Annotated in this window: 18 protein-coding genes; 9 read left to right on the forward strand and 9 right to left on the reverse strand. The window is 69.7% G+C overall.

Going from position 1 to position 21735, the window contains the following annotated elements:
* The coding region (locus EYW49_RS20985) for a transposase (RefSeq protein ID WP_206365403.1) at positions 1-180 on the forward strand (180 nt) is incomplete at its 5' end.
* A 41-nt stretch (positions 181-221) separates the two neighbouring features.
* Here the strand turns inward: EYW49_RS20985 and EYW49_RS20990 are convergent.
* The 6 genes from EYW49_RS20990 to EYW49_RS21015 form a co-directional block, all read right to left on the reverse strand.
* A complete protein-coding gene (locus tag EYW49_RS20990; RefSeq protein ID WP_131311589.1) occupies positions 222-488 on the reverse strand; it encodes a hypothetical protein in 267 nt (88 codons plus the stop codon).
* 212 nt (positions 489-700) lie between these two features.
* Entirely contained in the window at positions 701-1135 is a 435-nt protein-coding gene (locus tag EYW49_RS20995) for a hypothetical protein (RefSeq protein ID WP_131311590.1), read from the reverse strand.
* 99 nt (positions 1136-1234) lie between these two features.
* Positions 1235-1666: a hypothetical protein gene (locus EYW49_RS21000; RefSeq protein WP_131311591.1), complete on the reverse strand. Its 432-nt coding sequence runs from the start codon at positions 1664-1666 to the stop codon at positions 1235-1237.
* A 197-nt stretch (positions 1667-1863) separates the two neighbouring features.
* Positions 1864-2778 (reverse strand): response regulator transcription factor, encoded by a 915-nt coding sequence (locus tag EYW49_RS21005; protein ID WP_131311592.1) that lies wholly within the window; start codon positions 2776-2778, stop codon positions 1864-1866.
* Positions 2771-6172, reverse strand: coding sequence for a hybrid sensor histidine kinase/response regulator (locus EYW49_RS21010; RefSeq protein WP_131311593.1), 3402 nt, complete (start codon positions 6170-6172; stop codon positions 2771-2773). The genes EYW49_RS21005 and EYW49_RS21010 overlap by 8 nt, the downstream gene beginning before the upstream one ends.
* A gap of 115 nt (positions 6173-6287) precedes the next feature.
* Entirely contained in the window at positions 6288-6692 is a 405-nt protein-coding gene (locus tag EYW49_RS21015; protein ID WP_131311594.1) for a methylglyoxal synthase, read from the reverse strand.
* Positions 6693-7134: 442 nt separating this feature from the next.
* Between EYW49_RS21015 and urtA the strand changes: the two genes are divergently transcribed.
* The 5 genes from urtA to urtE all read left to right on the forward strand — a co-directional run bounded on the left by urtA (position 7135) and on the right by urtE (position 13736).
* Positions 7135-8358, forward strand: a complete 1224-nt coding sequence (gene urtA / locus EYW49_RS21020) for an urea ABC transporter substrate-binding protein (RefSeq protein WP_228259704.1) — start codon at positions 7135-7137, stop codon at positions 8356-8358.
* Positions 8359-9003: 645 nt separating this feature from the next.
* Entirely contained in the window at positions 9004-10620 is a 1617-nt protein-coding gene (gene urtB, locus EYW49_RS21025; protein ID WP_131311596.1) for an urea ABC transporter permease subunit UrtB, read from the forward strand.
* On the forward strand, positions 10617-11744 hold the full coding sequence (gene urtC / locus EYW49_RS21030; RefSeq protein ID WP_131311597.1) for an urea ABC transporter permease subunit UrtC: 1128 nt from the start codon (positions 10617-10619) through the stop codon (positions 11742-11744). The genes urtB and urtC overlap by 4 nt, the downstream gene beginning before the upstream one ends.
* A 262-nt stretch (positions 11745-12006) precedes the next feature.
* Positions 12007-12768, forward strand: coding sequence for an urea ABC transporter ATP-binding protein UrtD (urtD, locus tag EYW49_RS21035; RefSeq protein WP_131311598.1), 762 nt, complete (start codon positions 12007-12009; stop codon positions 12766-12768).
* A gap of 272 nt (positions 12769-13040) precedes the next feature.
* Positions 13041-13736, forward strand: a complete 696-nt coding sequence (urtE, locus tag EYW49_RS21040) for an urea ABC transporter ATP-binding subunit UrtE (protein ID WP_131311599.1) — start codon at positions 13041-13043, stop codon at positions 13734-13736.
* Between the two features lie 27 nt (positions 13737-13763).
* Here the strand turns inward: urtE and EYW49_RS21045 are convergent, their stop codons facing one another.
* Positions 13764-14270, reverse strand: a complete 507-nt coding sequence (locus EYW49_RS21045; RefSeq protein WP_131311600.1) for a DUF4405 domain-containing protein — start codon at positions 14268-14270, stop codon at positions 13764-13766.
* Between the two features lie 227 nt (positions 14271-14497).
* Positions 14498-15316, reverse strand: coding sequence for an invasion associated locus B family protein (locus EYW49_RS21050; RefSeq protein WP_165498358.1), 819 nt, complete (start codon positions 15314-15316; stop codon positions 14498-14500).
* Between the two features lie 362 nt (positions 15317-15678).
* On the opposite strand from EYW49_RS21050, the gene EYW49_RS21055 reads away from it, so the two are divergent.
* The 3 genes from EYW49_RS21055 (at position 15679) to EYW49_RS21065 (ending at position 20699) form a co-directional block, all read left to right on the forward strand.
* Positions 15679-17571 carry an extracellular solute-binding protein gene (locus tag EYW49_RS21055; protein ID WP_165498359.1) on the forward strand — a complete coding sequence of 631 codons (1893 nt, stop codon included), beginning with the start codon at positions 15679-15681 and terminating at the stop codon, positions 17569-17571.
* Entirely contained in the window at positions 17568-19295 is a 1728-nt protein-coding gene (locus EYW49_RS21060; RefSeq protein WP_131311603.1) for an AMP-binding protein, read from the forward strand. Before EYW49_RS21055 ends, EYW49_RS21060 begins: the two co-directional genes overlap by 4 nt.
* A gap of 84 nt (positions 19296-19379) precedes the next feature.
* Positions 19380-20699 (forward strand): diguanylate cyclase domain-containing protein, encoded by a 1320-nt coding sequence (locus EYW49_RS21065; RefSeq protein ID WP_131311604.1) that lies wholly within the window; start codon positions 19380-19382, stop codon positions 20697-20699.
* A 45-nt stretch (positions 20700-20744) separates the two neighbouring features.
* Here the strand turns inward: EYW49_RS21065 and EYW49_RS21070 are convergent, their stop codons facing one another.
* Positions 20745-21602 carry a ChbG/HpnK family deacetylase gene (locus EYW49_RS21070; RefSeq protein ID WP_165498360.1) on the reverse strand — a complete coding sequence of 286 codons (858 nt, stop codon included), beginning with the start codon at positions 21600-21602 and terminating at the stop codon, positions 20745-20747.
* Between the last annotated feature and the right edge of the window lie 133 nt (positions 21603-21735).

A 21735-nucleotide genomic window follows, 5' to 3' on the forward strand; every position in this document is an offset into this window, starting at 1 on the left:
CGAACCGAGGTCGTCGGCATCTTCCCCAACGAAGATGCCATCGTCCGGTTGGTCGGGGCGATCCTGCTCGAACAGAACGACGAATGGGCCGTCCAACGCTCCCGCTACATGACGCTGGAAACGATCGCCGCCATCGACGATGATCCTGCCGTCCTCGGCCTGCCGAACATGGCGGCCTGAGGACGCCGCCCATATCGGCGCGCCCGCTGGCCACCGGTCAGCTACACCACCTCTCGGGACACGATCGCGACGAAGGTCCCGTGGAGCGGGGCGTCGCTCAGGCGCACGGTCGGAATCGGCAGCACGGGCGAGCAGTCTTCGTTGATCGACGTGACGAAATCGAGTCGCACTTCGCCGCCGCTCACGACGTTGACGACGCGCCGCACGACCGTCTGATTGTCCGGAGTCGTCCCCTGCGCATTCGCGGTCGCCGCGCATCCCAGAAGAGCGACGACTCCGACCACCGTTGCGATCCAACCCGACTGCATGGCTCCACATCCCCTTCGACACCGACGGCCGAACCCGTTCCCACCGTCGGGAGGTCCGACGGCGGATCGCATTCTCTACATCTGGCGCCCGGACGGAAGCCGGCACGCCCTCTCCACGACCCGCCTCGATCGCCGTCCGCGCAATGACGGCGGCCGATGTGGCGAATTGCCTTGGCGCGGGTCCTGTCCTTCGATCCCGCGGCGACGGTCGGTCAGCGCACGTCGATGGTGGCTCGCTTCTCGATGCGCCGGCCGGACCTCAGGAAAATTTCGTAGATCAGCGTGTCGCGCCCGGTCCAACCGGGCTCCGAACGATAGGTCACCAGTTCGCCCGGAACCCGTTTGAGGTTGCAGGCGCTGCGGGGGCTGTCCTTCGAGAAGTTCGGGAATTCCTCGACGCTGCGGGTGGCGAAGGTCCCGTGTTCGGGAGCCTTCACGAGCCGGAAGACCGGTGGCGGGGTGGTGGGTGTGCAATCGGTGTCGAGCGCCGCGCCGAATTCGATCCGCAGTTCCGCCCCGCTCATCGCGACCAGGGTGCCTTGGATCGTGATCTCACTGCCGTCATTGCTCACCGTGACGCCCGAGGTCGTCTGGCAACCCGCCAGAGCGAGGGCCGCCAGGATCATCACCGCCGTCTTCACTGCCATGGATTCGTTTCCCTTCCGGCCGTCCCCGCGGTTCGCCGTCGCGCGGAGCGCCGCGATGGCGTCCCGCCGGGGCGATCGCCCGCCCTCATGGGCGCGCCGTCACTTCACGTGAACGTCGACTTCGATATGGAACTGTCGCCCGAGCGGATAGAACATGTCGTAGGCGACATGGTCGACGCCCACCCAGCCGCGGGCGGCCTGATAGGTCACGAGATTGCCGGGCACCTTGCGGACATTGCAGGCCTTGCGGGGGTTCGGCGCGAAGAACACCGGATGATCGTCGACCCTTCGCGCGCGGATCGTGCCGTGCTCGGGTTCGCGCGCGACACGGACGGTCGGCAGAGGCAGCACCGGGCTGCAGTCCTCGTTGATCGCCGCGGCGAAGTCGAGCCGCACCTCGCCACCCGACGCGACCGCGACGCTGCGATGGAGCACGACCTCACCTCCGGAACCGATGGTAACGTTCGGCGCCCGCGCACACCCGGCAAGGGCGAGGGCCATCGCCGCCACCGCAAACACGGCGATCTTCATGATTCGGAGTCCTTCGAAACGACCTGTCCGAGCAGGGAACCGGGCGAGCAGGTTTCTCGTCCGTTTCCCCAGCCTAACGGTCTCACGCGCAGATTGCGATCAGAAGACGCGTATCCGGTATCTCACCGAGCGACGGGATGCCGCGCCGTCGGTGCACCGACGCGTTGGTCCCGGCACCGTGAGGGCCGCCCCTCCCCTCACCCCGCCTCGATCGCCTTCAGGGCCATGACCGCGGCGGAAGCGCGGTTCTCGACGCCCAGTTTGGCGTAGACCTGTTCGAGGTGCTTGTTCACGGTGCGGGGGCTGAGGCCGAGGATCTCGCCGATGTCGCGGTTGGCCTTGCCGCGGGCGATCCACAGCAGCACTTCCGCCTCGCGGCCGGTCAGGGCGTAGCGGCGGCGCAGCGCCGCCTCCTCGCCGCCGGCGGTCTCGACGGTCAGCCGCCACAGCCATTCGTCGTCGCCGACCCGGCCGAGGGCGGTCATGGCGATGGTGCGGTCGTCGCTGCGGCCGATGGCGATGGCGCCTTCCTCGGCGCCGGCGATCTGGGCGGCGACGCGGTCGCGCACGCCGTCGGCCAGCGCCGCGGTCGCCGAGGACGGCGCCACTTCGGCGAGCAGCCGCGCGGCTTGCGGGGTCGCCCAGGCGACGGTCCCGGCGGCATCGGTCGCCAGCAGGAAGCGCCCGGCGGTGTCGAGCGCCATGCGGGCGGAGCGCTCGCGGCGGGCGTTGGCGAGGTGGACGCGGATGCGGGCGGTCAGTTCGTCGAGAACGATCGGCTTGGTGACGTAGTCGACGCCGCCGGCCTCCAGGCCCTCGACGATGTGCTCGGTCTCGCTGAGCCCGGTCATGAAGATGATCGGCACGTCGGCGGTGGCGGCGAGGCGCTTCAAGCGGCGGCAGGTCTCGAAACCGTCCATCCCGGGCATCACCGCGTCCATCAGCACCACGTCGGGGGTGATGCGCTCGACGATCGCCAACGCCTGGACCCCGCCGGTGGCCACCAGCACCATGGCGCCCTGGCCTTCGAGCGTGGCGGTGAGGAAGCCCAGGGTGTCGGGGTTGTCGTCGACCACCAGGACGATGTCGCGGCTCGCGCTCCGATCAGGCATCGACGTCGATCGCCTCCAGCTCTCGCACCAAGCGGGTCATGTCGAAATCGGCGACCGCCCGGGCGAGGCCGGCGAGGCGGGGGCCGGGTTCGTCACCGTCCGCCCGCACCGCCGCCTCGATCGCCGCCAGCCGCTCCTCGACGCCGCGAACATAGCCGATGCGGGCGAACTGCAGGAGATCGGCGGCTTCCGCGCGGTCGGGGCGATCGTCGCGACCGGGTTCGGGCGGCGGCGGGACGGCCGCCGGCGGCTCGTGGCGCCATTCGAGGCCGAGGTGATGGCGGATGCGGTCGATCAGCCGGGCAACGTCGAGGGGCTTGGCCAAGAGATCGTCGTGCAGGGCGATCTCGGTGTCGGGCGGGCGGCTCTCGCCGACATTGGCCGACAGGATCACGATGCGGGTGGTCGCGAAGCCCTCGGCGCGCAGGCGGCGGGCGAGGTCCCAGCCGTCCATGCCGGGCATCGAGATGTCGAGCAGGAACAGGTCCGGGCGGATCTCCGCGGCGAGCGCCAGACAGGACGGGCCGTCCTCGGCCTCGAGCACGGTGAAGCCGATCGGCGCCAACACCTCGCGCACCAGATCGCGGTGGACGGCGTTGTCGTCGACCACCATCACGGTGCGGCGTGGGCCTTCATAGCCGTGGATCGCCAGGGGCGGGGCCGGCCGGGCGATCGGCGCGGCGACCACCGACAGCATCAGGCGGACGCGGAAGCGGCTGCCCTCGCCGTCGCGGCTGTCGACGCGGACGTCGCCGCCCATCAGGGTCGCCAGCATCTTGGTGATGGTCAGGCCGAGGCCGAGGCCGGGCTGGCCGCGGGCGCGGCGGCCGCGTTCGAAGGGCTCGAAGACCCGGGCGATCTCCCCCTCGGGGATGCCGCAGCCGGTGTCGGTGACGGTGAAGGTCGCGACCTCGTGGCGCATCGCCACGTCGAACACCACTTCGCCGGCTTGCGTGAACTTGATGGCGTTGGACAGCAGATTGACCAGCACCTGACGCAGCCGCTTCTCGTCGGTGGCGACGACTTCCGGCAGGCGGGTCGGGCGCGTGAAGCGGAAGGCGAGGCCCTTGGCCTCGGCCTGGAAGCGGAACATCTCGACCAGTTGGTCGAGGAATTCGCCGAGGCGGATCTCGTCGCGGGCGAGCTCGAGGCGGCCGGCCTCGATCTTGGAGATGTCGAGCAGGCCGTCGATCAGGCCGGAGAGATGCTCGCCGGAGCGGCGGATCACCTTGACGGAGTTCAGCCGGGCGGCGCCGAGGCCGGTGTCGCGCTCGAGCACCTGGGCATAGCCCATCACCGCATTGAGGGGGGTGCGCAATTCGTGGGAGAGGCCGACGAGATAGCGGCTCTTGGCGACGTTGGCGGCCTCCGCCGCCTCCTTGGCCTTCTGCAGGGCGGCGTCGGTGCGTTCGTGGGCGGCGATCTCGTCGAGCAGCGCGGTGGTCTGGCGGGCGGACTCCTCCTCCGCGACGCGGCGGCTCTCGTGGGCCAGTACGAAGAACCAGGCGACCACGCCGGCGACGATCAGCAGCACGAAGAACGCCGACCACAGGGCGCGGGTCAGCGCCACCTCGATCTCCGGCACGCCGACGCTCGACTGGAAATGGATGACCAGCAGCACGAGGCCGATCGCCGTGGTGATCAGCGTCAGAATCGCGAGATATTCGACCAGCCGCGGGCTCAGCGCCGCGCCGAGCCGCCCGGGCAGGATTGCGGTCAGAGCGGCACGGGCCTGGGCGCCGAGCCGCGCCTGGGGCTTGCACAGATCGCCGCAGCGGGCGTCGAGCGAGCAGCACAGCGAGCAGATCGGCCCGTCGTAGGCCGGGCAGAAGGCGCTGTCCTCGGGTTCGAAGTCGTGTTCGCAGATCGAGCAGCGGATGGTCGAGAGCTTGCGCCAGTCCTCGCGCGGCCGGCGCGCCAGATAGTAGCGGCCACGCGTCGCGAGCGCGATCAGCGGCGCGACGATCAGCGCGGTGGCGAGCGCCACGAAGGGGGCGAAGGCGCGGGCGATCTCGCCCATCAGTCCGGTCGCGGCGCAGAGCGCCAGCACGGTCGCCGTCCCCATGGCGCCGACCCCGACCGGGTTGACGTCCCAGAGATGGGCGCGGGCGAATTCGATGCCGGGCGGCGACAGGCCGAGGGGCTTGTTGATGCCGAGATCGGCGACGATCGCCCCGAGCCAGGCGACCGCGACGATGGCGAACAAGCCGAGGGTGCGCTCCAGCGCCTCGTAGATGCCGAGTTCCATCAGCAGGAGCGCGATGGCGACGTTGAACACCAGCCACACCACCCGGCCGGGATGGGAATGGGTCAGGCGCGAGAAGAAGTTCGACCAGGCGAGCGACCCGGCGTAGGCGTTCATGACGTTGATCTTGAGCTGCGACACCACCACGAAGGCGGCGGTCAAGACCAGCGCCGCGTCGCGCGACGGCAGCATGTAGCGGAAGGCGACGTCGTACATGTGGGCCGGTTCGGCGGCGTGCAGCGCCGGCACGCCCCAACGCAGCGCGACCACCGCGAGAAGTGAGCCGGCGAAGAGTTTCGGCGCCCCGAGGACGATCCAGCCGGGGCCGGCGAAGAACACGGCGATGCGATGGGCCGGCTTGACGAAACCGTCGCCGTCGGCGACCCGGACGGGGAGGAAGCGCAGAAAATCGACCTGTTCGCCGATCTGCGGCATCAGGGCGAGGATCACCGACGAGGCGAGGCCGAAGCGGACGAGATCGAATTCCTCGAGGAACGTGCTCGGCAGGCCGCCGCGATCGAGACCGCCGAACTGCCACCACGCCGCGAACTGCGACGGATCCTTCCAGGCGATGAAGGCGAAGGGCAGAATGTTGAGGATGATCCAGAACGGCTGGGTCCACAGTTGGAAGCGGCTGATCGCGGTGATGCCGTAGACCACCAGCGGGATCACCGCGAGCGCCGACAGGATGTAGGACGCCCACAACGGGATGCCGAAGGCGAGCTCGAGTGCCGTCGACATGATCGAGGCTTCGATCGCGAACAGGATGAAGGTGAAGCTCGCATAGATCAGCGAGGTCACGGTCGAGCCGATGTAGCCGAAACCGGCGCCGCGGGTGAGCAGATCGATGTCGACACCGTAGCGCGCCGCGTAGCGGGCGATCGGCAGGCCGGTGACCAGCAGGATGATCGACACCACGACGATCGCCGCGCTCGCGTTGACGAAGCCGTGGGCCAGCGTGATCGCCCCGCCGATCGCCTCGAGGGCGAGGAACGAGATGGCGCCGATCGCCGTCTGGGCGACCCGCGGTGCCGACCACCGCCGGGCGCTCTTGGCGGTGAAGCGCAGCGCATAGTCCTCGAGCGTCTGGTTGGCGACCCATCGATTGTAGTCGCGCCGGACGGGAAGGATGCGCTGGCGGCCTGCCATTCGGTGGGGTCCCTCGATGATCGTGGTCGGCGACGGGCAGCGGCTTTCCGCCGCACGCCGCATGGCGATCCTCGCCCGGATGCATCGATCGTGCAAATCGCCGGAAACGCCCGCGTCAGGCGTCCGTCGTCTCGGTCAGATGGCGGTCGAGCAGCCCCGAGCCGACGATCAGATCGGCGGTCGCCTGATTGAAGGCGCAGGGCACGTCGTAGACCAGGGCGATGCGCAGCAGCGCCTTGACGTCGACGTCGTGGGGCATCGAGGTCAGCGGGTCGGGGAAGAAGATCATCAGGTCGATCGCGCCTTCGGCGATCATCGCGCCGATCTGCAGATCGCCGCCGAGCGGGCCGGATTTGACGGTCTCGAGGTGCAGTTCCGGGCAGGCCTTGCGGATCATCGCCCCGGTGGTGGCGGTGCCGATCAGCCGATGCGGGACCAGCGCCGCGGCGTTGCGGTGGGCCCATTCGGCGAGCAAGGCCTTCTTCTCGTCATGGGCGATCACGGCGATGGTCATGGGCATGGGCGGTCCTCCGCGAATGGGCATGATCGCCCCACCGGCGCCGAGTCGTCCGGCGCCCTCGCCTCTGCGATACCGCGGCCGGCGGGTCGCGGCCAAGCCCCGATCGCTCTGCGCCTCCCCGACGGTGCCGACCGGCCGGCGATCCGCTCGTCTCGGCGGCGCTCCGCCTGCCGATCGGGCAGCACTTCGCCTCTAAACTGAGCAGAGCCAAAGCTCGAGCAGAACCTACGTCGTTCGACGTATAGGGTCTCACCCATCCCCGCCCTCATGCTCTGCCGCGACGGGTTCGACGACCCGCACGGTTCGGCTCTCGGCCGGATCCAGTTTCGGATCCGGTGGGCTCAACACTCTGGGGGAGTGTCACATGACGAAGGTTCGTACGTTGGTCACGACGGGGAAGCTGACGGGGGCGCTGGTCGGCGCGACGATCGGCGCGGGGGCGATGATCGGCGCCGCCAATGCCGCCGACACCATCAAGGTCGGCGTCCTGCATTCGCTCTCGGGCACCATGGCGATTTCCGAGACGACGCTGAAGGACACCATCCTGTTCCTGATCGACGAACAGAACAAGAAGGGCGGCGTCCTCGGTAAGAAGCTCGAGGCGGTGGTGGTCGATCCGGCCTCCAACTGGCCGCTGTTCGCCGAAAAGGCCAAGGAGCTGATCGCCAAGGACAAGGTCTCGGTGGTGTTCGGCTGCTGGACCTCGGTGTCGCGCAAGTCGGTTCTGCCGGTGTTCAAGGAGTTGAACTCGATCCTGTTCTATCCGGTGCAGTACGAGGGTGAAGAGTCCGAGCGCAACGTTTTCTACACCGGCGCCGCGCCGAACCAGCAGGCGATCCCGGCGGTCGACTATCTGATGTCGAAGGACGGCGGCGACGTGAAGCGTTGGGTGCTGGCCGGCACCGACTACGTCTACCCGCGCACCACCAACAAGATCCTCGAAGCGTATCTGAAGTCCAAGGGCGTCGCCGAGAGCGACATCATGATCAACTACACGCCGTTCGGTCATTCCGACTGGCAGACGATCGTCTCGGACATCAAGAAGTTCGGCTCGGCCGGCAAGAAGACCGCGGTGGTTTCGACCATCAACGGTGACGCCAACGTGCCGTTCTACAAGGAACTCGGCAACCAGGGCATCAAGGCCACCGACATCCCGGTCGTCGCCTTCTCGGTCGGCGAAGAAGAGCTCGCCGGCATCGACACCAAGCCGCTGCTCGGCCATCTCGCCGCGTGGAACTACTTCCAGTCCGTCAAGGACCCGGCGAACGACGCCTTCATCGCCAAGTGGAAGGAATACACCAAGAACCCCAAGCGCGTGACCAACGACCCGATGGAAGCTTCGGTGATCGGCTTCAACGCCTGGGTCAAGGCCGTCGAGAAGGCCGGCACCGTCGACGCCGACAAGGTCATCGACACCCTGCCGGGCATCCAGACCCCGAACCTGACCGGCGGCATCGCCACCGTCCTGCCGAACCACCACATCACCAAGCCGGTGCTGATCGGCGAGATCAAGGCCGACGGCCAGTTCGACGTGGTGTGGAAGACCAAGGATCTCGTCCCCGGCGACGCCTGGACCGACTTCCTGCCCGGTTCCAAGGACCTCGAAGCCGACTGGGTCACGCTCAAGTGCGGCAACTACAACACCGTCACCAAGAAGTGCGGCTGATCTGAACGGATCCCCGCCGCGGGCGACCGCGGCGGGGGTTCGGCGAGACGGGCGGAGTCGACCTCGCGGGTTCGGTCGGGGGGCGTACCCCCCTCCCTGTCCCTCCCCCACAAGGGGGGAGGGAATGAGGTGGCAACGACCTTCGAACCATCGGCGCATCACGAGTAGTGACCGATCGAGCGATGGCGACGGGTTTCAACCGGCCGCAGCATCGCCGATCCGAAGACGCTCTCCCCAGCGTCCTCTCCCCCCTTGTGGGGGAGAGACAGAGAGGGGGGTCGCGGCACCGACCGAACGGCACGGCGCCAGTTGAACGGCGTGGCACTCCACCTCTCGGAACGGCCGCCGTAGCCTCCCCGGATCGCGCCCGGATCTTGCTTCTCTCGCGGAAGCCGCCGGGCGCAGCCCGGTTCTTCCTTCTCCCCTCGGGGGAGAAGGGGCCCCGAAGGGGCGGATGAGGAGGCTGGGCCCCTCGTCGCCCTCGCAGTTCCGGGAGCCGTCCGGTTGCCGCTTCGCGGCACCCCTCATCCGGCGCTCCGCGCCACCTTCTCCCACGAGGGGGGAAGGGCGACCGCGCCGCGGTCGGATCCGAAATTTCGATGTTTCCCGAAAGGGACCCATCGAGCCAGACGGGATACGAGACGCATGCCATTTCTTGCCCGCCGCCTCGCCCGCCTCGCCGTCCTCCTCGTCGCGTTGATCGCCCTGCCGTTCGCCGGCGGCAGCGCCTCCGCCCAGGACATCTCGGCGCCCCTCGCCAAGCTCGCCACCGACAGCTACGCCGACACCGGCGCGGCGATCGCCGAGCTCGCCGCGAGCGGCCATCCCCGCGCCGCGGCGATCGTCCAGGCGATCCAGGACGGCAAACTCGAATTCGACGCCGCCTCCCATGCGGTGGTGATCCGTGGGGCCGCCAGCGTCGTCGACGCCGCGACCGGCGCGGCGATCGCAACCCCGCCGGCCGGTCTGTCGCCGGTCCGGGTCAACAACCGGGTGCGCACGGCGCTCGCCGCCGCGGTCGGGTCGCTGACCCTGATGTCGCCCGATCCGGTCAAGCGCCGCGAGGCGGCCGACGCGGTGTTCAAGTCGCGCGACGCCGCGACCCTGCCGATCCTCGAGGCGGCGATCGCCAAGGAAGGCGACGCCCGCATCCGTCTCGCCCTCCAGGTCGCCCGCGCCGCGGTGATCCTGACCAAGCCGGAGGCCAGCGACGACGCCCGAGTCGAGGCCGCGGCGACGATCAAGGAACGCGGCGACCAGGAGGCGGTGTCGCTGCTGCGGTCGCTGCCCGAGGGCAGCGCCAAGCGGGTCAAGGACGCCGCGGAGGCCGCCGCCAAGTCGATCGAGACCAACCTCGCCCTGTGGTCCTCGGCGCAGAACGCCCTCTACGGCATCTCGCTCGGCTCGGTGCTGCTGCTCGCGGCGATCGGGCTGGCGATCACCTTCGGGGTGATGGGCATCATCAACATGGCCCATGGCGAGATGGTGATGATCGGCGCCTACACCACCTTCGTGGTCCAGGAGGTGATCCGCGCCCATGCGCCGGGCCTGTTCGACTGGTCGCTGACCATCGCCCTGCCGCTCGCCTTCCTCACCTCCGGCGCGGTCGGGGTGCTGATCGAGCGCACGGTGATCCGCTGGCTCTACGGCCGGCCGCTCGAGACCCTGCTCGCCACCTGGGGCATCTCGCTGATCCTGCAGCAGTCGGTGCGCTCGATCTTCGGCGCCAACAATCGCGAGGTCGGGGCGCCGTCGTTCATGTCGGGCTCGCTCGACATCGGTCATCTGTCGATCACCTGGGGCCGGATGTGGATCGTGGTCTTCGCCCTCAGCGTGTTCGTCGGGCTGATCCTGATCCTCAAGAAGACCCCGGCCGGCCTGCAGATGCGGGCGGTCACCCAGAACCGGGCGATGGCCGCGGCGATGGGCATCCGCACGCCCTTCGTCGACGCGCTGACCTTCGGGCTCGGCTGCGGCATCGCCGGCATCGCCGGGGTGGCGCTCTCCCAGATCGACAACGTCTCGCCCAACCTCGGCCAGAGCTACATCATCGACAGTTTCATGGTGGTGGTGTTCGGCGGGGTCGGAAACCTGTGGGGCACGCTGGTCGGGGCGCTGACGCTGGGCGTCGTCAACAAGTTCCTGGAGCCCTTCGCCGGGGCGGTGCTGGGCAAGATCCTGGTGCTGATCTTCATCATCCTGTTCATTCAGAAGCGTCCGCGGGGCCTGTTCGCCCTCAAGGGCCGGGCGGTGGAATCATGATCGGACATTTCCTCGTCAAGGGCCTCGACCGCGGCGTGGCGATCACCCTCCTGGTGGTGCTGGCGATCGGGGTGCTGATCCCGGCCTCCAACCTGCTCCTGCCGGAGGGGCACGCCCTGCACGTGCCGACCTATCTGCTGACGCTGTTCGGCAAATACGCGACCTACGCGACGCTGGCGCTCGCCCTCGACCTGGTGTGGGGCTATTGCGGCATCCTGTCGCTCGGCCACGGCGCCTTCTTCGCGCTCGGCGGCTACGCCATGGGCATGTATCTGATGCGCCAGATCGGCTCGCGCGGCGTCTACGGCAATCCGATCCTGCCCGACTTCATGGTGTTCCTGAACTGGAAGGAGCTGCCCTGGTACTGGCACGGCTTCGACCATTTCGGCTTCGCCCTGGTGATGGTGGTGCTGGCGCCGGGCCTGCTCGCCTTCGTGTTCGGCTGGTTCGCCTTCCGCTCGCGCGTCACCGGCGTCTATCTGTCGATCATCACCCAGGCACTGACCTACGCCCTGCTGCTCGCCTTCTTCCGCAACGACATGGGCTTCGGCGGCAACAACGGCCTGACCGACTTCAAGGACATCGTCGGCTACAACGTCCAGTCGGCCGGAACGCGCGCGACGCTGTTCTTCCTGTCGTGCCTCCTTGTGGCGGTCGGGCTCTTGGTCACCTCGGCGATCGTCAAGTCCAAGCTCGGCAAGGTGCTGATCGCCATCCGCGACGCGGAGAGTCGCACCCGCTTCATCGGCTACCGGGTGGCGACCTTCAAGACGGTGGTGTTCACCGTCTCGGCGATGCTGGCGGGACTGGCCGGTGCCCTCTACGTGCCGCAGGTCGGGATCATCAACCCGGGCGAATTCGCGCCGGCCAATTCGATCGAGGCGGTGATCTGGGTCGCGGTCGGCGGCCGCGGCACGTTGGTCGGGGCGATCGTCGGGGCGGTGGCGGTCAACTGGGGCAAGACCTGGTTCACCGGCGCGCTGCCCGAGCTGTGGCTGTTCGCGCTCGGCGGCTTGTTCGTGCTGGTGACGCTGTTCCTGCCCAAGGGCATCGTCGGCACCTGGAGCGCCTGGACCGCCAAACGCCGCGCGGCGCGCGACGCGGCGCCGGCCGCGGCGGAGTGAGGGGGATGAGCGTGGACCCTCGCCTCGACCGCCGCATACCCCCCTCCCTGGCCCTCCCCCACAAGGGGGGAGGGAAAGCGAGTGGCGAGCGCGTTCAGCCCAACGTCTCCCTGCGCCGTGCGGCGGAGCCTCGGATCTGCGAAGGCGCTCTCCCCATCGTCCTCTCCCCCCTTGTGGGGGAGAGACAGAGAGGGGGGTACGGGCATCTCGGCATGTCTCCCACCTCCCGCCCCCCTCGCCTTTCGCCACAGGAGTTGCGGCCATGACCACCGACATCGCCGCCAATGCCCAACTCTATCTCGACGACGTGCGCGTCTCGTTCGACGGCTTCAAGGCCCTGCGCGGTCTGTCGCTGACCATCGAGCCGGGCGAGATGCGGGCGATCATCGGTCCCAACGGGGCCGGCAAGACCACCATGATGGACGTCATCACCGGCAAGACCCGGCCCGACTCCGGCGAAGTGCTGTTCGAAGGCGGCAGCGTCGACCTGACCCGGCTCGACGAGGCGGCGATCGCCGAACTCGGGATCGGGCGCAAGTTCCAGAAGCCGACGGTGTTCGAGAGCCACACGGTCGAGGACAACGTCTATCTGGCGCTGAAGGCCGACCGCGGGCCGCTGGCCACGCTGTTCCATCGCCTGAACGCCGAGGAGGCGCGGCGCATCGACGAGATCCTGGCGACGGTCAAGCTCGGCGACCGGCGCCACGAGCTCGCCGCCAACCTCAGCCACGGCCAGAAGCAATGGCTGGAGATCGGCATGTTGCTGGCCCAGGAGCCGAAACTGCTGCTGGTCGACGAGCCGGTCGCCGGCATGACCGACGCCGAGACGATGGAAACCGCGGCGCTGCTGCGGCGGATCCACGATTCGGGCAAGTCGGTGGTGGTGGTCGAACACGACATGGCCTTTGTCCGCGAGCTCGGCGTCAAGGTGACGGTGCTGCACGAGGGCGGCGTGCTGTCGGAAGGCTCGATCGACCACGTCGCGGCCGATCCGCGGGTGATCGAGGTCTATCTGGGGCGGTGAGAGGGATGGTCGGATCTTCGGCGCCATCGCGAGGCCGCTTACCCCCCTCCCTGACCCTCCCCCACAAGGGGGGAGGGAATACGTGGGGCGACGCTCGCGATCCCCGGCCGGCCGGAGTCGGGGCGCCCGGAGGGATACGAAGGACTCGCCATATTCGTCCCCTCCCCCCTTGTGGGGGAGGGACAGGGAGGGGGGGTCGGCAGCCCATCCGCCCGCCCCGGCTTTCGACACCCGCCGGACGTCCCGGCCCCGCCTCAACAGGATCAACGCCCATGCTGAACGTCGACGACATCGATCTCCACTACGGCGCCGCTCAGGCGCTGCGCGGCGTGTCGGTCACCGCCGAGATCGGCGAGATCTCCTGCGTGCTCGGCCGCAACGGCGTCGGCAAGACCTCGCTGCTGCGGGCCATCGTCGGGCAGAAGCCGATCAGCCGCGGCACCGTCACCTGGGAAGGCCACGATCTGGCGGGCACGGCACCCTACGACCGGGCGCGCGCCGGCATCGCCTTCGTGCCGCAGGGGCGCGAGATCTTCCCGCTGCTCAGTGTCGAGGAGAACCTGCAGACCGGCTTCGCCGCCCTGCCCCGGGCCCAGCGCTACGTGCCCGACGAGGTCTACGACCTGTTCCCGGTGCTGAAGGACATGCTGCGGCGGCGCGGCGGCGATCTGTCGGGCGGCCAGCAGCAGCAATTGGCGATCGGGCGGGCGCTGGTCACCCGGCCGCGCCTCCTGGTGCTCGACGAGCCGACCGAGGGCATTCAGCCGTCGATCATCAAGGACATCGGCCGGGCGCTGGAGTTCCTGCGCGCCAAGGGCACCATGGCGATCCTGCTGGTCGAGCAGTATTTCGACTTCGCCCGCGATCTCGCCGACCGCTACACGGTGCTCGATCGCGGCGAAGTGGTGATCGCCGGCCCCAAGGCCGAGGTCGATCCGGAAGCGGTCCGGGCGCGCATCGCCGTGTGAGCGACGCGCCGCCCGCGAGAGGTCGGCTCAGCGGCCGGCGACCAGATGGAAGGCCACTTCGCGGCCGTCCTTGCCGGCGGCGGCGGCGGCCGTCGCGACCGACGTCTCGGTCGAGGCGACGGGAATGCCCGCGGCCTTCAGACGCGTCACCAGCACCTCCGGCGTGGTCTTCAGGATCGGCGCCAGATCGACGATCTTGGCATCGGCCAGAACCGTGGCCATCACCACCATCGGGTTGCCGCCCCCCGCACCGGTGCCGAGCGCCGCCGGCACCATGAAGACCACCGCGGCCGCGAGCGACACGGCGAGCGGCACGAGCAGCCAGCCGCGTTGGAGATAATTGAGGATCGGACCCCAGTTCTTCCAGACATGGAAGCCGAAGGGCAGGATCAGCACCATGCTCAGCCATTCGTGCATGCCGTGGAAATAACTCTGGCCGACGTGAAAGAAGAGAGCGATGCCTGAAATCAACGACACCAGAAACAGCCCGGTGGTGAAGGGTGTCGAATACCTGTTGATGAAGGTCGTGAACATGGAAGTCTCCCGTATCTCGTGACGAACGCCTGCCCGAACACGACGCCTCACGCCTCCGTGAATGCCCCTTCTCCGGCAACCAGACAAGTGAACTCGCGGTAAGGTTCTGCGCCGATCGTCGCAGGGGCGGTCCGTCGAGGACGCAGAAACGCCGAAGGCACGCCGCGGGAACGGCGTGCCTTCGAATTCGTCGTCATCGCGCCGAACGGCGCCGACCGCGTCGGGCCTCAGGGCTTCGGGGCGTCGCCCGACAGCTTCTTGGCGGCCTCTTCGGCGCGCTTCTGAAGCTGCTGCTGGAGCTGCTCCTGATTCTGCTGGTCGGCGGTCGGATCGAGACCCGGGCCTTCGGACGCCTGCTTGAACGAGGTCAGCGGGAAGGCGAACTGCATCGGCTTCTGCTGGATGTTCAGCGCCGTGACCACCAGATTCTGCCCCTTCTTCATGTCGGCGCCCATCTGGTCGCCGAGATTGAGCTCGCCGTAGCAGGCGTTGGAGAAGCAGATCGTGTACTTGGCCTCGTCGGCCTTGCCCTTGTCGACGGCGACGCGCATGCCGGGCTGGATCAGCACCACCGGCGGCACGGCGATCAGCAGGACCTTCTTGGGATCGCCTTCGACGTCGCGCATCGCGACCGACGCGATCAGCTGACCTTCCGGCGAACGGAACTCCTTGGCCACCAGGCAGACGTTCTTCTTGTCGGCGTCGCGCGAGCAGATCTTGATCCAGGGGGCGGGATCGTCGGCGGTGGCGACCGGCGCCGTCGGAGCGGCCGGCGCTGCGGCGGCCGGCTTCGGTGCGGTGGCGGCGGGCGCCGGCGCGGCGGGGGTCGCGGGCTTGGGGGCGGCCGGCGTCGCCGGCTTGGGGGCCACCGGCGTGGCGGCGGGCTTGGGCACCACCGGCTTCGGCGCGGCGGGCGCCGCCGCGGGCGGCGGGGTGTCCTCGGTCTGCGCCGGCGCGGTGGCCGTCGACAGAGCGATCGCGCCGACGAACGCCAGAGCGGTGAGGCAGGACCGGGCGAAGCCGGCCGAATTCGTCGAAACCGTCACGCGCGTGGACCTTTCAGTCATGGAATCGGTGTCCCCGGTAGTCTCTCGCCGAGCGGCGCCGGCGGGTTCATGCCCGCCACCTTCGCTCGACTCCCCAGCGTCGTCCGTGGCGACCTCCCGCGACGGGCCGTCGACCCATGCGAGCGCCGCGCCGCCGACGACGCGTCCGAAATGACCGTCGATCGGGGCGAAAGCGTGTCGCCCCGGTCGGCCGCCGATGCATAGCGTCTCCCCCGTCGGATTTCCAGCGTTCCCGCAGGACTTTTCCAACCACGCCGAACGCCGGTCCGGGCGCGGCGCGGCACGGGGGCGGCGCCCATGGTAGGATTCGCGCGCCCGAGATTCGGGAACGAGGATCGTCCGTGACCGTCAGCCCCCCGCCGTCCGCCTTCGGACCCGCCGCCGTCGCTGCGCCTTCCCGCGCGTCGACGCCTGCGACGCGGTGTCTCGCCCGGATCGCCGCGGCGGCCCTCGGTCTCGGTGCGCTGCTGCCGATCGCCCCTGCGACGGCCGAACCGCTGGCGGCGATCGCCCTGCACGGTCGGCCGGCGCTGGCGGCGGGTTTCGACCACGTGCCCTGGGCCGATCCGGCGGCGCCCAAGGGCGGGCGCATCACCCTCGGAGTGACCGGCTCCTTCGACACGCTCAATCCCTTCGTGGTCAAGGGCAACCCGGCGACCGGGCTGCGCTTCGGGGCGGAGGGCTCGAACGTCTACGAGAGCCTGATGGAGCGCGGCCTCGACGAACCCTTCGGGCTCTACGGCCTGCTGGCGGAGACCATCGACGTCGCCGAGGACGGGCGTTCGGTGACCTTCGCGTTGCGGCAGCAAGCGCACTTCTCCGACCGCACCCCGGTGACCGCCGCCGACGTCGCCTTCTCCTTCGCGACCCTCGCCGAGAAGGGCCTGCCCTTCATGCGCTCGAACTATCGCGACGTCGAACGGGTCGAGACGCCCGATCCGACCCACGTGCGCTTCGTCCTGAAGACCGCCGAGAATCGCGAGTTGCCGCTGATCCTGGCGCTGATGCCGGTGCTGCCGGCCCACGATTGGGAGGGCCGCGACTTCGAGGCGACGACGCTCGCCCCGCCGATCGGTTCGGGCCCCTACCGGGTCGCCAAGGTCGAGCCGGGGGCGCGGCTGGTGCTCGCCCGCGATCCCGACTATTGGGGCGCGAACCTGCCGGTGCGCCGCGGCCTCTACAACGCCGACGAACTGCGCTGGGAATATTTCCGCGATCAGAATTCGCTGATGGAGGCCTTCAAGAAGGGCCTGATCGATGTGATGCCCGAGGGTGATCCGGCCCACTGGTCGCAGAGCTACGACTTCCCGGCGGTCGCCGACGGGCGGGTGGTCAAGGAGAGCTTCACCACCGACATCCCCAAGGGCATGACCGGCTTCGCCCTCAACACCCGGCGGCCGCTGTTTGCCGACGTGCGGGTGCGCGAGGCGATGGTGCGGCTCTACGACTTCGAATGGGCCAACCGGAACCTCTATTTCGGGCTCTACGAGCGCCAGAAGGGCTATTTCGACGGCTCGGAGCTGTCGGCTTACGGGCGCCCCGCGACGCCGGCGGAGACCACCCTCCTCGCCCCCCATCCCGGCACGGTGACCCCGGCGGTGATGGCCGGCACCTGGACGGTTCCGGCGACCGACGGCTCGGGGCGCGACCGCACCCAGCTCAAGGAGGCGCTGGCGCTCCTCACCGCCGCCGGCTGGAAGCTCGACGGGCCGAAGTTGACGCGAGCCGGCGAGCCCTTCGTGTTCGAGATCATGACCCAGACCCGCGACCAGGAACGGCTGGCGCTCGGCTGGCAGCGGACGCTGGCGGCGGTCGGCATCGAAGCGCGGATCCGCAACGTCGACGCCGCCCAATACGAGATGCGCCGCCGTACCTTCGATTTCGACACCACCATGTGGGTGTGGCCGGCCTCCGCCTCGCCCGGCAACGAGCAGATCCACCGCTGGTCGTCGCGCGCGGCGGGCGACGAGGGATCGTTCAATCTGCCGGGGGTGCGCAGCCCGGCGGTCGACGCGGCGATCGCCGCTCTGCTCGCGGCGCGCGACCGCGACGACCTCGTCGCCGCGACGCGGGTGCTCGACCGGCTGCTGATGTCGGGAAGTTACGTCGTTCCACTGTTTCATCTACCCGGACAGTGGGTCGCCCACTGGACGCGAATCGAACATCCGGCGAAGATTCCGGGAACGGGTTGGACCTTGCCCGCTTGGTGGGTCCGCGAGGGGAGCAAGGAATGATCGTCGCCCGCGAAGACGAATCGAAGATCCATTCGGCCACCGGCGTCTGGGGGCGGGTCACGCTCGACCAGATCGTCGCCAAGAACGCCGAGGGACGCGGCGATCATCCGGCGCTGGTCGATTTCTCCGACCGCGCCGACTGGACCCATGGCGGCGCCGAGTTCCTCACCTGGCGCGAGTTGCAGGTGCGGGTCGATGCGCTCGCCGCCTTCTTCCACGCCGTGGGCCTCGCGCCCGACACGGTGATCGCCCTGCAGATGCCGCCGACCATCGATGCGGTGGTGGCCTTCCTCGCCGCCTCGCGCGCCGGATTGGTGGTGGCGCCGCTGGCGCTCGGCAGCCGCGAGGCCGAGGCGGTCGAGACCTTCCGGGCGCTCGGCGTCAAGGCGATCGTCACGGTCGCTTCGACCGCCGGCGAATCCCACGGCGAACGGCTGCGCGACGTCGCGGCGGAGCTGTTCCAGATCCGCTTCGTGTTCGGGGCCGGCGGCGACCTGCCCGACGGGCTGGTCGATCTGCGCATGGTGTTCGACGAGGCGGCGACGCTCGGACGGCCGCCGGAGGTGGTGCGCAAGGGCAACCCGGCCGATCACGCCCTGACCGTCGAGGTCACCGGCCTGCCGCCCGACGAGACCGCGGCCGAAGCGGGCGCCGGCATCGCCGGCGAAGGCACGCCGGCCCGCACCCTGCCGCTGCCGCGCTCGCACAATCATTGGATCGCCACCGGCCTGATGACCCTGCTCGAGGGCCGGATCGACGCCGACACGGTGCTGGTCTCGCCCTATGCGCTGAGCGGGCCGGTCGGCATCGGCGTGGCATTGGTGCCCTGGCTGCTCGCCGGAGCGACCCTGGTCACCGGCCTGCCGGCCTCCACCGACCGGCTGGTCGAGGAGGCGGTCGCCGCCGGGGCCACCCATGTGCTGACCCCGGTGCGCTTCGCCCGCCGCCTGATCGACCGGTTCTCGGCCCATCGCCGGTCGTCGGCGGTGGTGCTGGCGGTCGCCGAGGACACCGCTGGCGACTGGCCGATGCCGCTCGGCGCCGACGTCGTCGACGTCACGGTGCTCGGCGGCTACGGGCTGGTGGCGCGCCGGCGGATCGACGCGGCGCTGCAGCGCGCCCTGCCGATCGGCATCACCGGGGCGCCGGCCGAGACGCCGCTCGCCCCGCCGCTGATCGAGACGCGGATCAAGGCGATCGCCCAGCGCGCCGGCCAGATGAACGCCGCCCGCACCCTCGGCGGCGAGATCCAGGTGCGCGGCGCCATGGTGCCGCACTTCAACTGGCCCTCGACCCAGCAGGACCGCAAGCACCGGCCGCGCGACACCGACGGCTGGATGGCCACCGGGCTCGGCGCGCGGGTGGTCACCGCCCAGCCGCCGGCCTTCGAGACCGCCGGGCGCATCGACGGATCGGTGCGGGTCGGCCAGTCGCTGATCGACCTCGACGCCCTCGATCTGGTCTATCGCTCGATCGACGGCGTGGTCGACGCCGCCGCCCTGGTGATCGACGACGAGACCGCCGGCGGTGGGCTCGCCGCCGCGGTGGTGCCGCGGCCGGGCCTCCGCTTCGACGCCGCCGACTTCGTGGCGGCGGTCGAGGCCAAGCGGGTCGGTCTCGCCAAGCTGCCGATCCGGGTGTTCATGGTGCCGGCGATCGCCCGGGGCCCCTCGGGCCGCGTGCTCCGGGCCGGCATGGCGCAGCATCTGGTGGCGCGCGGCTGAGGCGGCGCGTCGTCGCGGGTCACACGAGTAAAGCGGTGTTAACCCCGTTCGGTGCAAATTGCGCCGATTGGAGAAGGCATCGTCATGAGTCACCGGGGGCGCGTCCTCGTCATCGAAGAATCGCCGCGTGCCGAGACCGGCCGCCTGTGGGACGGCATCCGCGCCGAAGGCTGGGAGGTGCACGCCCTGCCGCTCGACCGGATCCTCGACGACCGGCGCACGACCCGGCCGGACGTGATGGTCCTCGATCTCGCCGGGACCCGTAACCCGGCCGAACGCACCCGCTATCTCGACGCCGCCGCCCGCATGTCGCTGATGCGCGGCGCCCATCGGGTGCCGGTGCTGGCGGTCGACGGCGATGCGCCGGGCAGCCCCCGGGCGATCGGCATCGCCGAGACGATCCGCACGCCGTGGTCGGTCGGCCATGTCGCGGCACGGATCGGCTCCTTGTCGCGACTGGCGACGATGCGCACCGAGATCGGCCGCCGCCTCGACACCGCCGGCCGCTTCGGCGTCGCCGCACCCGAGCCGGACCTCGGCGGCGGGGCGATCGACGCCCATGTCCTGGTGGTCGGCGCCGGCATCCGCTACTTCACCATCGAGCGCGCCCTCTCGAAACGCGCGACGCTGATCGGCGCCTTCACGATCGAGACGGCGCTCGACTATCTCGAGCGGCGCAGTTTCGACGCGGTGGTGCTCAACCTGCCGCTCGACGAGGCGGCCGAATTCGCCACCCTGCTCAGGCGCAATCCCGACCATTTCGCGGTGCCGATCATCGCGCTGACCGGCGAGACCGAACGCCGCCTGATCGAACAGATGCACGAGGCCGGGGCCTCCGACGTGATCCTGGCGACCGAGGGCGAAGCGGTGTTCGCCGAGCGGGTCGAGGCGGCGATGGCAGAACATCGCCTGCACGTCGCGCTGAAGGCCGCCTATGCCGGCACCCGCCACCCGGCGACCAACGACGCGCTGACCGGGCTCTATGGCCGCGGCTTCCTGATGGATCATCTGGAGACGCTGGTGGCGGATGCCCGCGACGACGGCGACCGCCTGTCGATGATCGGCTTCCGGGTGCTCGACCTCGGCGACTTCAACGCCGAATGGGGCTGGGCGGGCGGCGATCAGCTGCTGCGCCAAGTCGGCATGATGATCGGCCGGCTGGTGCGCGGCGAGGATCTCGCGGCGCGGGCGGGCGGCGATCGGTTCGCCGTGGTGCTGCCGGCGACCGACGGCGACGACGCGGCGGTGGTCGCCCATCGCATCGCCGGGGTGATCGAGACCACCGCCTTCGCGGTCAACGGCGCCACCGGCCCGATCTATGCGACGCTGGCGGTCGGGGTCGGCGAGATCGAACCCGACGACACCGCCGAGAGTCTGGCGGCGCGCTGCTTCACCATCGACTGAGCCCGCGACCACGCGGCGATGCGTCCGACGGCGGCGCCGGGAGGCTCACGCCCCGGCTTCGGCGAAGCGCGCCAGCCGCACGCCGGCCAGCGTCAGGTCGACGGCGAAGCGGTCCGAGGTGAAATAGGCGAATTCGGCGCGGCGCGCCGCGGCGATCGGATCGTCGGGATCGGCACCGCCGTCGGGCGAGGCGGGATGGCACATCACCAACGGCCGGCGGCCGGCGCCGCTGAGGAAGCGGCGGAAGCGGTCGGCATAGGGCGTCGTCGCGTCGAAGTCGGTGATGCCGCGAAAGCCGTCGTTGACCGCGACGCCATGGCGGCGGGCGCCGCCGGCGATGCCGAAGGACAGCGCCGAGATCAGCAGCGCCTTGGGCACCGAGACGCCGCGCAGCACCGCTCCCGCAAAGGGCTCGTGACAATCGCGCACCCAGGTGCGGCGCGGATCGAGGCGTCCCTCCTCGAACATCGCCCACAGCGCCCGGCGCACCGTCGGTAGGACGTGCACGTGCTGGTGGCCGTCGACGAAGTCGGGATCCCGTCCGAAGATCCTACGGAACCGGTCGATCTGGCGCCCGAACTCCGCCTTGATCTCCCCGTAGTCGAGCCGTCCGGTGAAGGCGCGGCGGAGCACGTCGTCGAGCGTCGGCGGCGTTCCGTCGGCGGCGAACGACGGCATGGCGCCGAGCGGTGGGAAGTCGGTCAGAGCGAAGTGGAGCCCGATGTCGAGACGGTCGGCGAGTGCGGCGAGACGGGGAGCATCGGCGACGAGCGCCGGTCCGCCCATCATGCAGCCGGTGGCGGTGAGGCGACCGGCGGCGGCGAGCGTCAGAATCGCCGCGTCGACCGCCGGTGACAGCCCGAAATCGTCGGCGCAGAGGATGAGATCGCGGCGGCCCGTCATTCCATCTCCGACCATCGTGCCCTACACAAGGCGCGCGTGCGCCGAGATCCCCCGGCAGGGCCGATCGGCCCGAGGCCGTCCGTCGCCGCCCGTCGCAGGGTTGGATATACTAGCCCGCAGACATGAGAAAAGG

Origin of the sequence: Siculibacillus lacustris, assembly GCF_004328075.1 — a bacterium.
Classification (GTDB): domain Bacteria; phylum Pseudomonadota; class Alphaproteobacteria; order Rhizobiales; family Ancalomicrobiaceae; genus Siculibacillus; species Siculibacillus lacustris.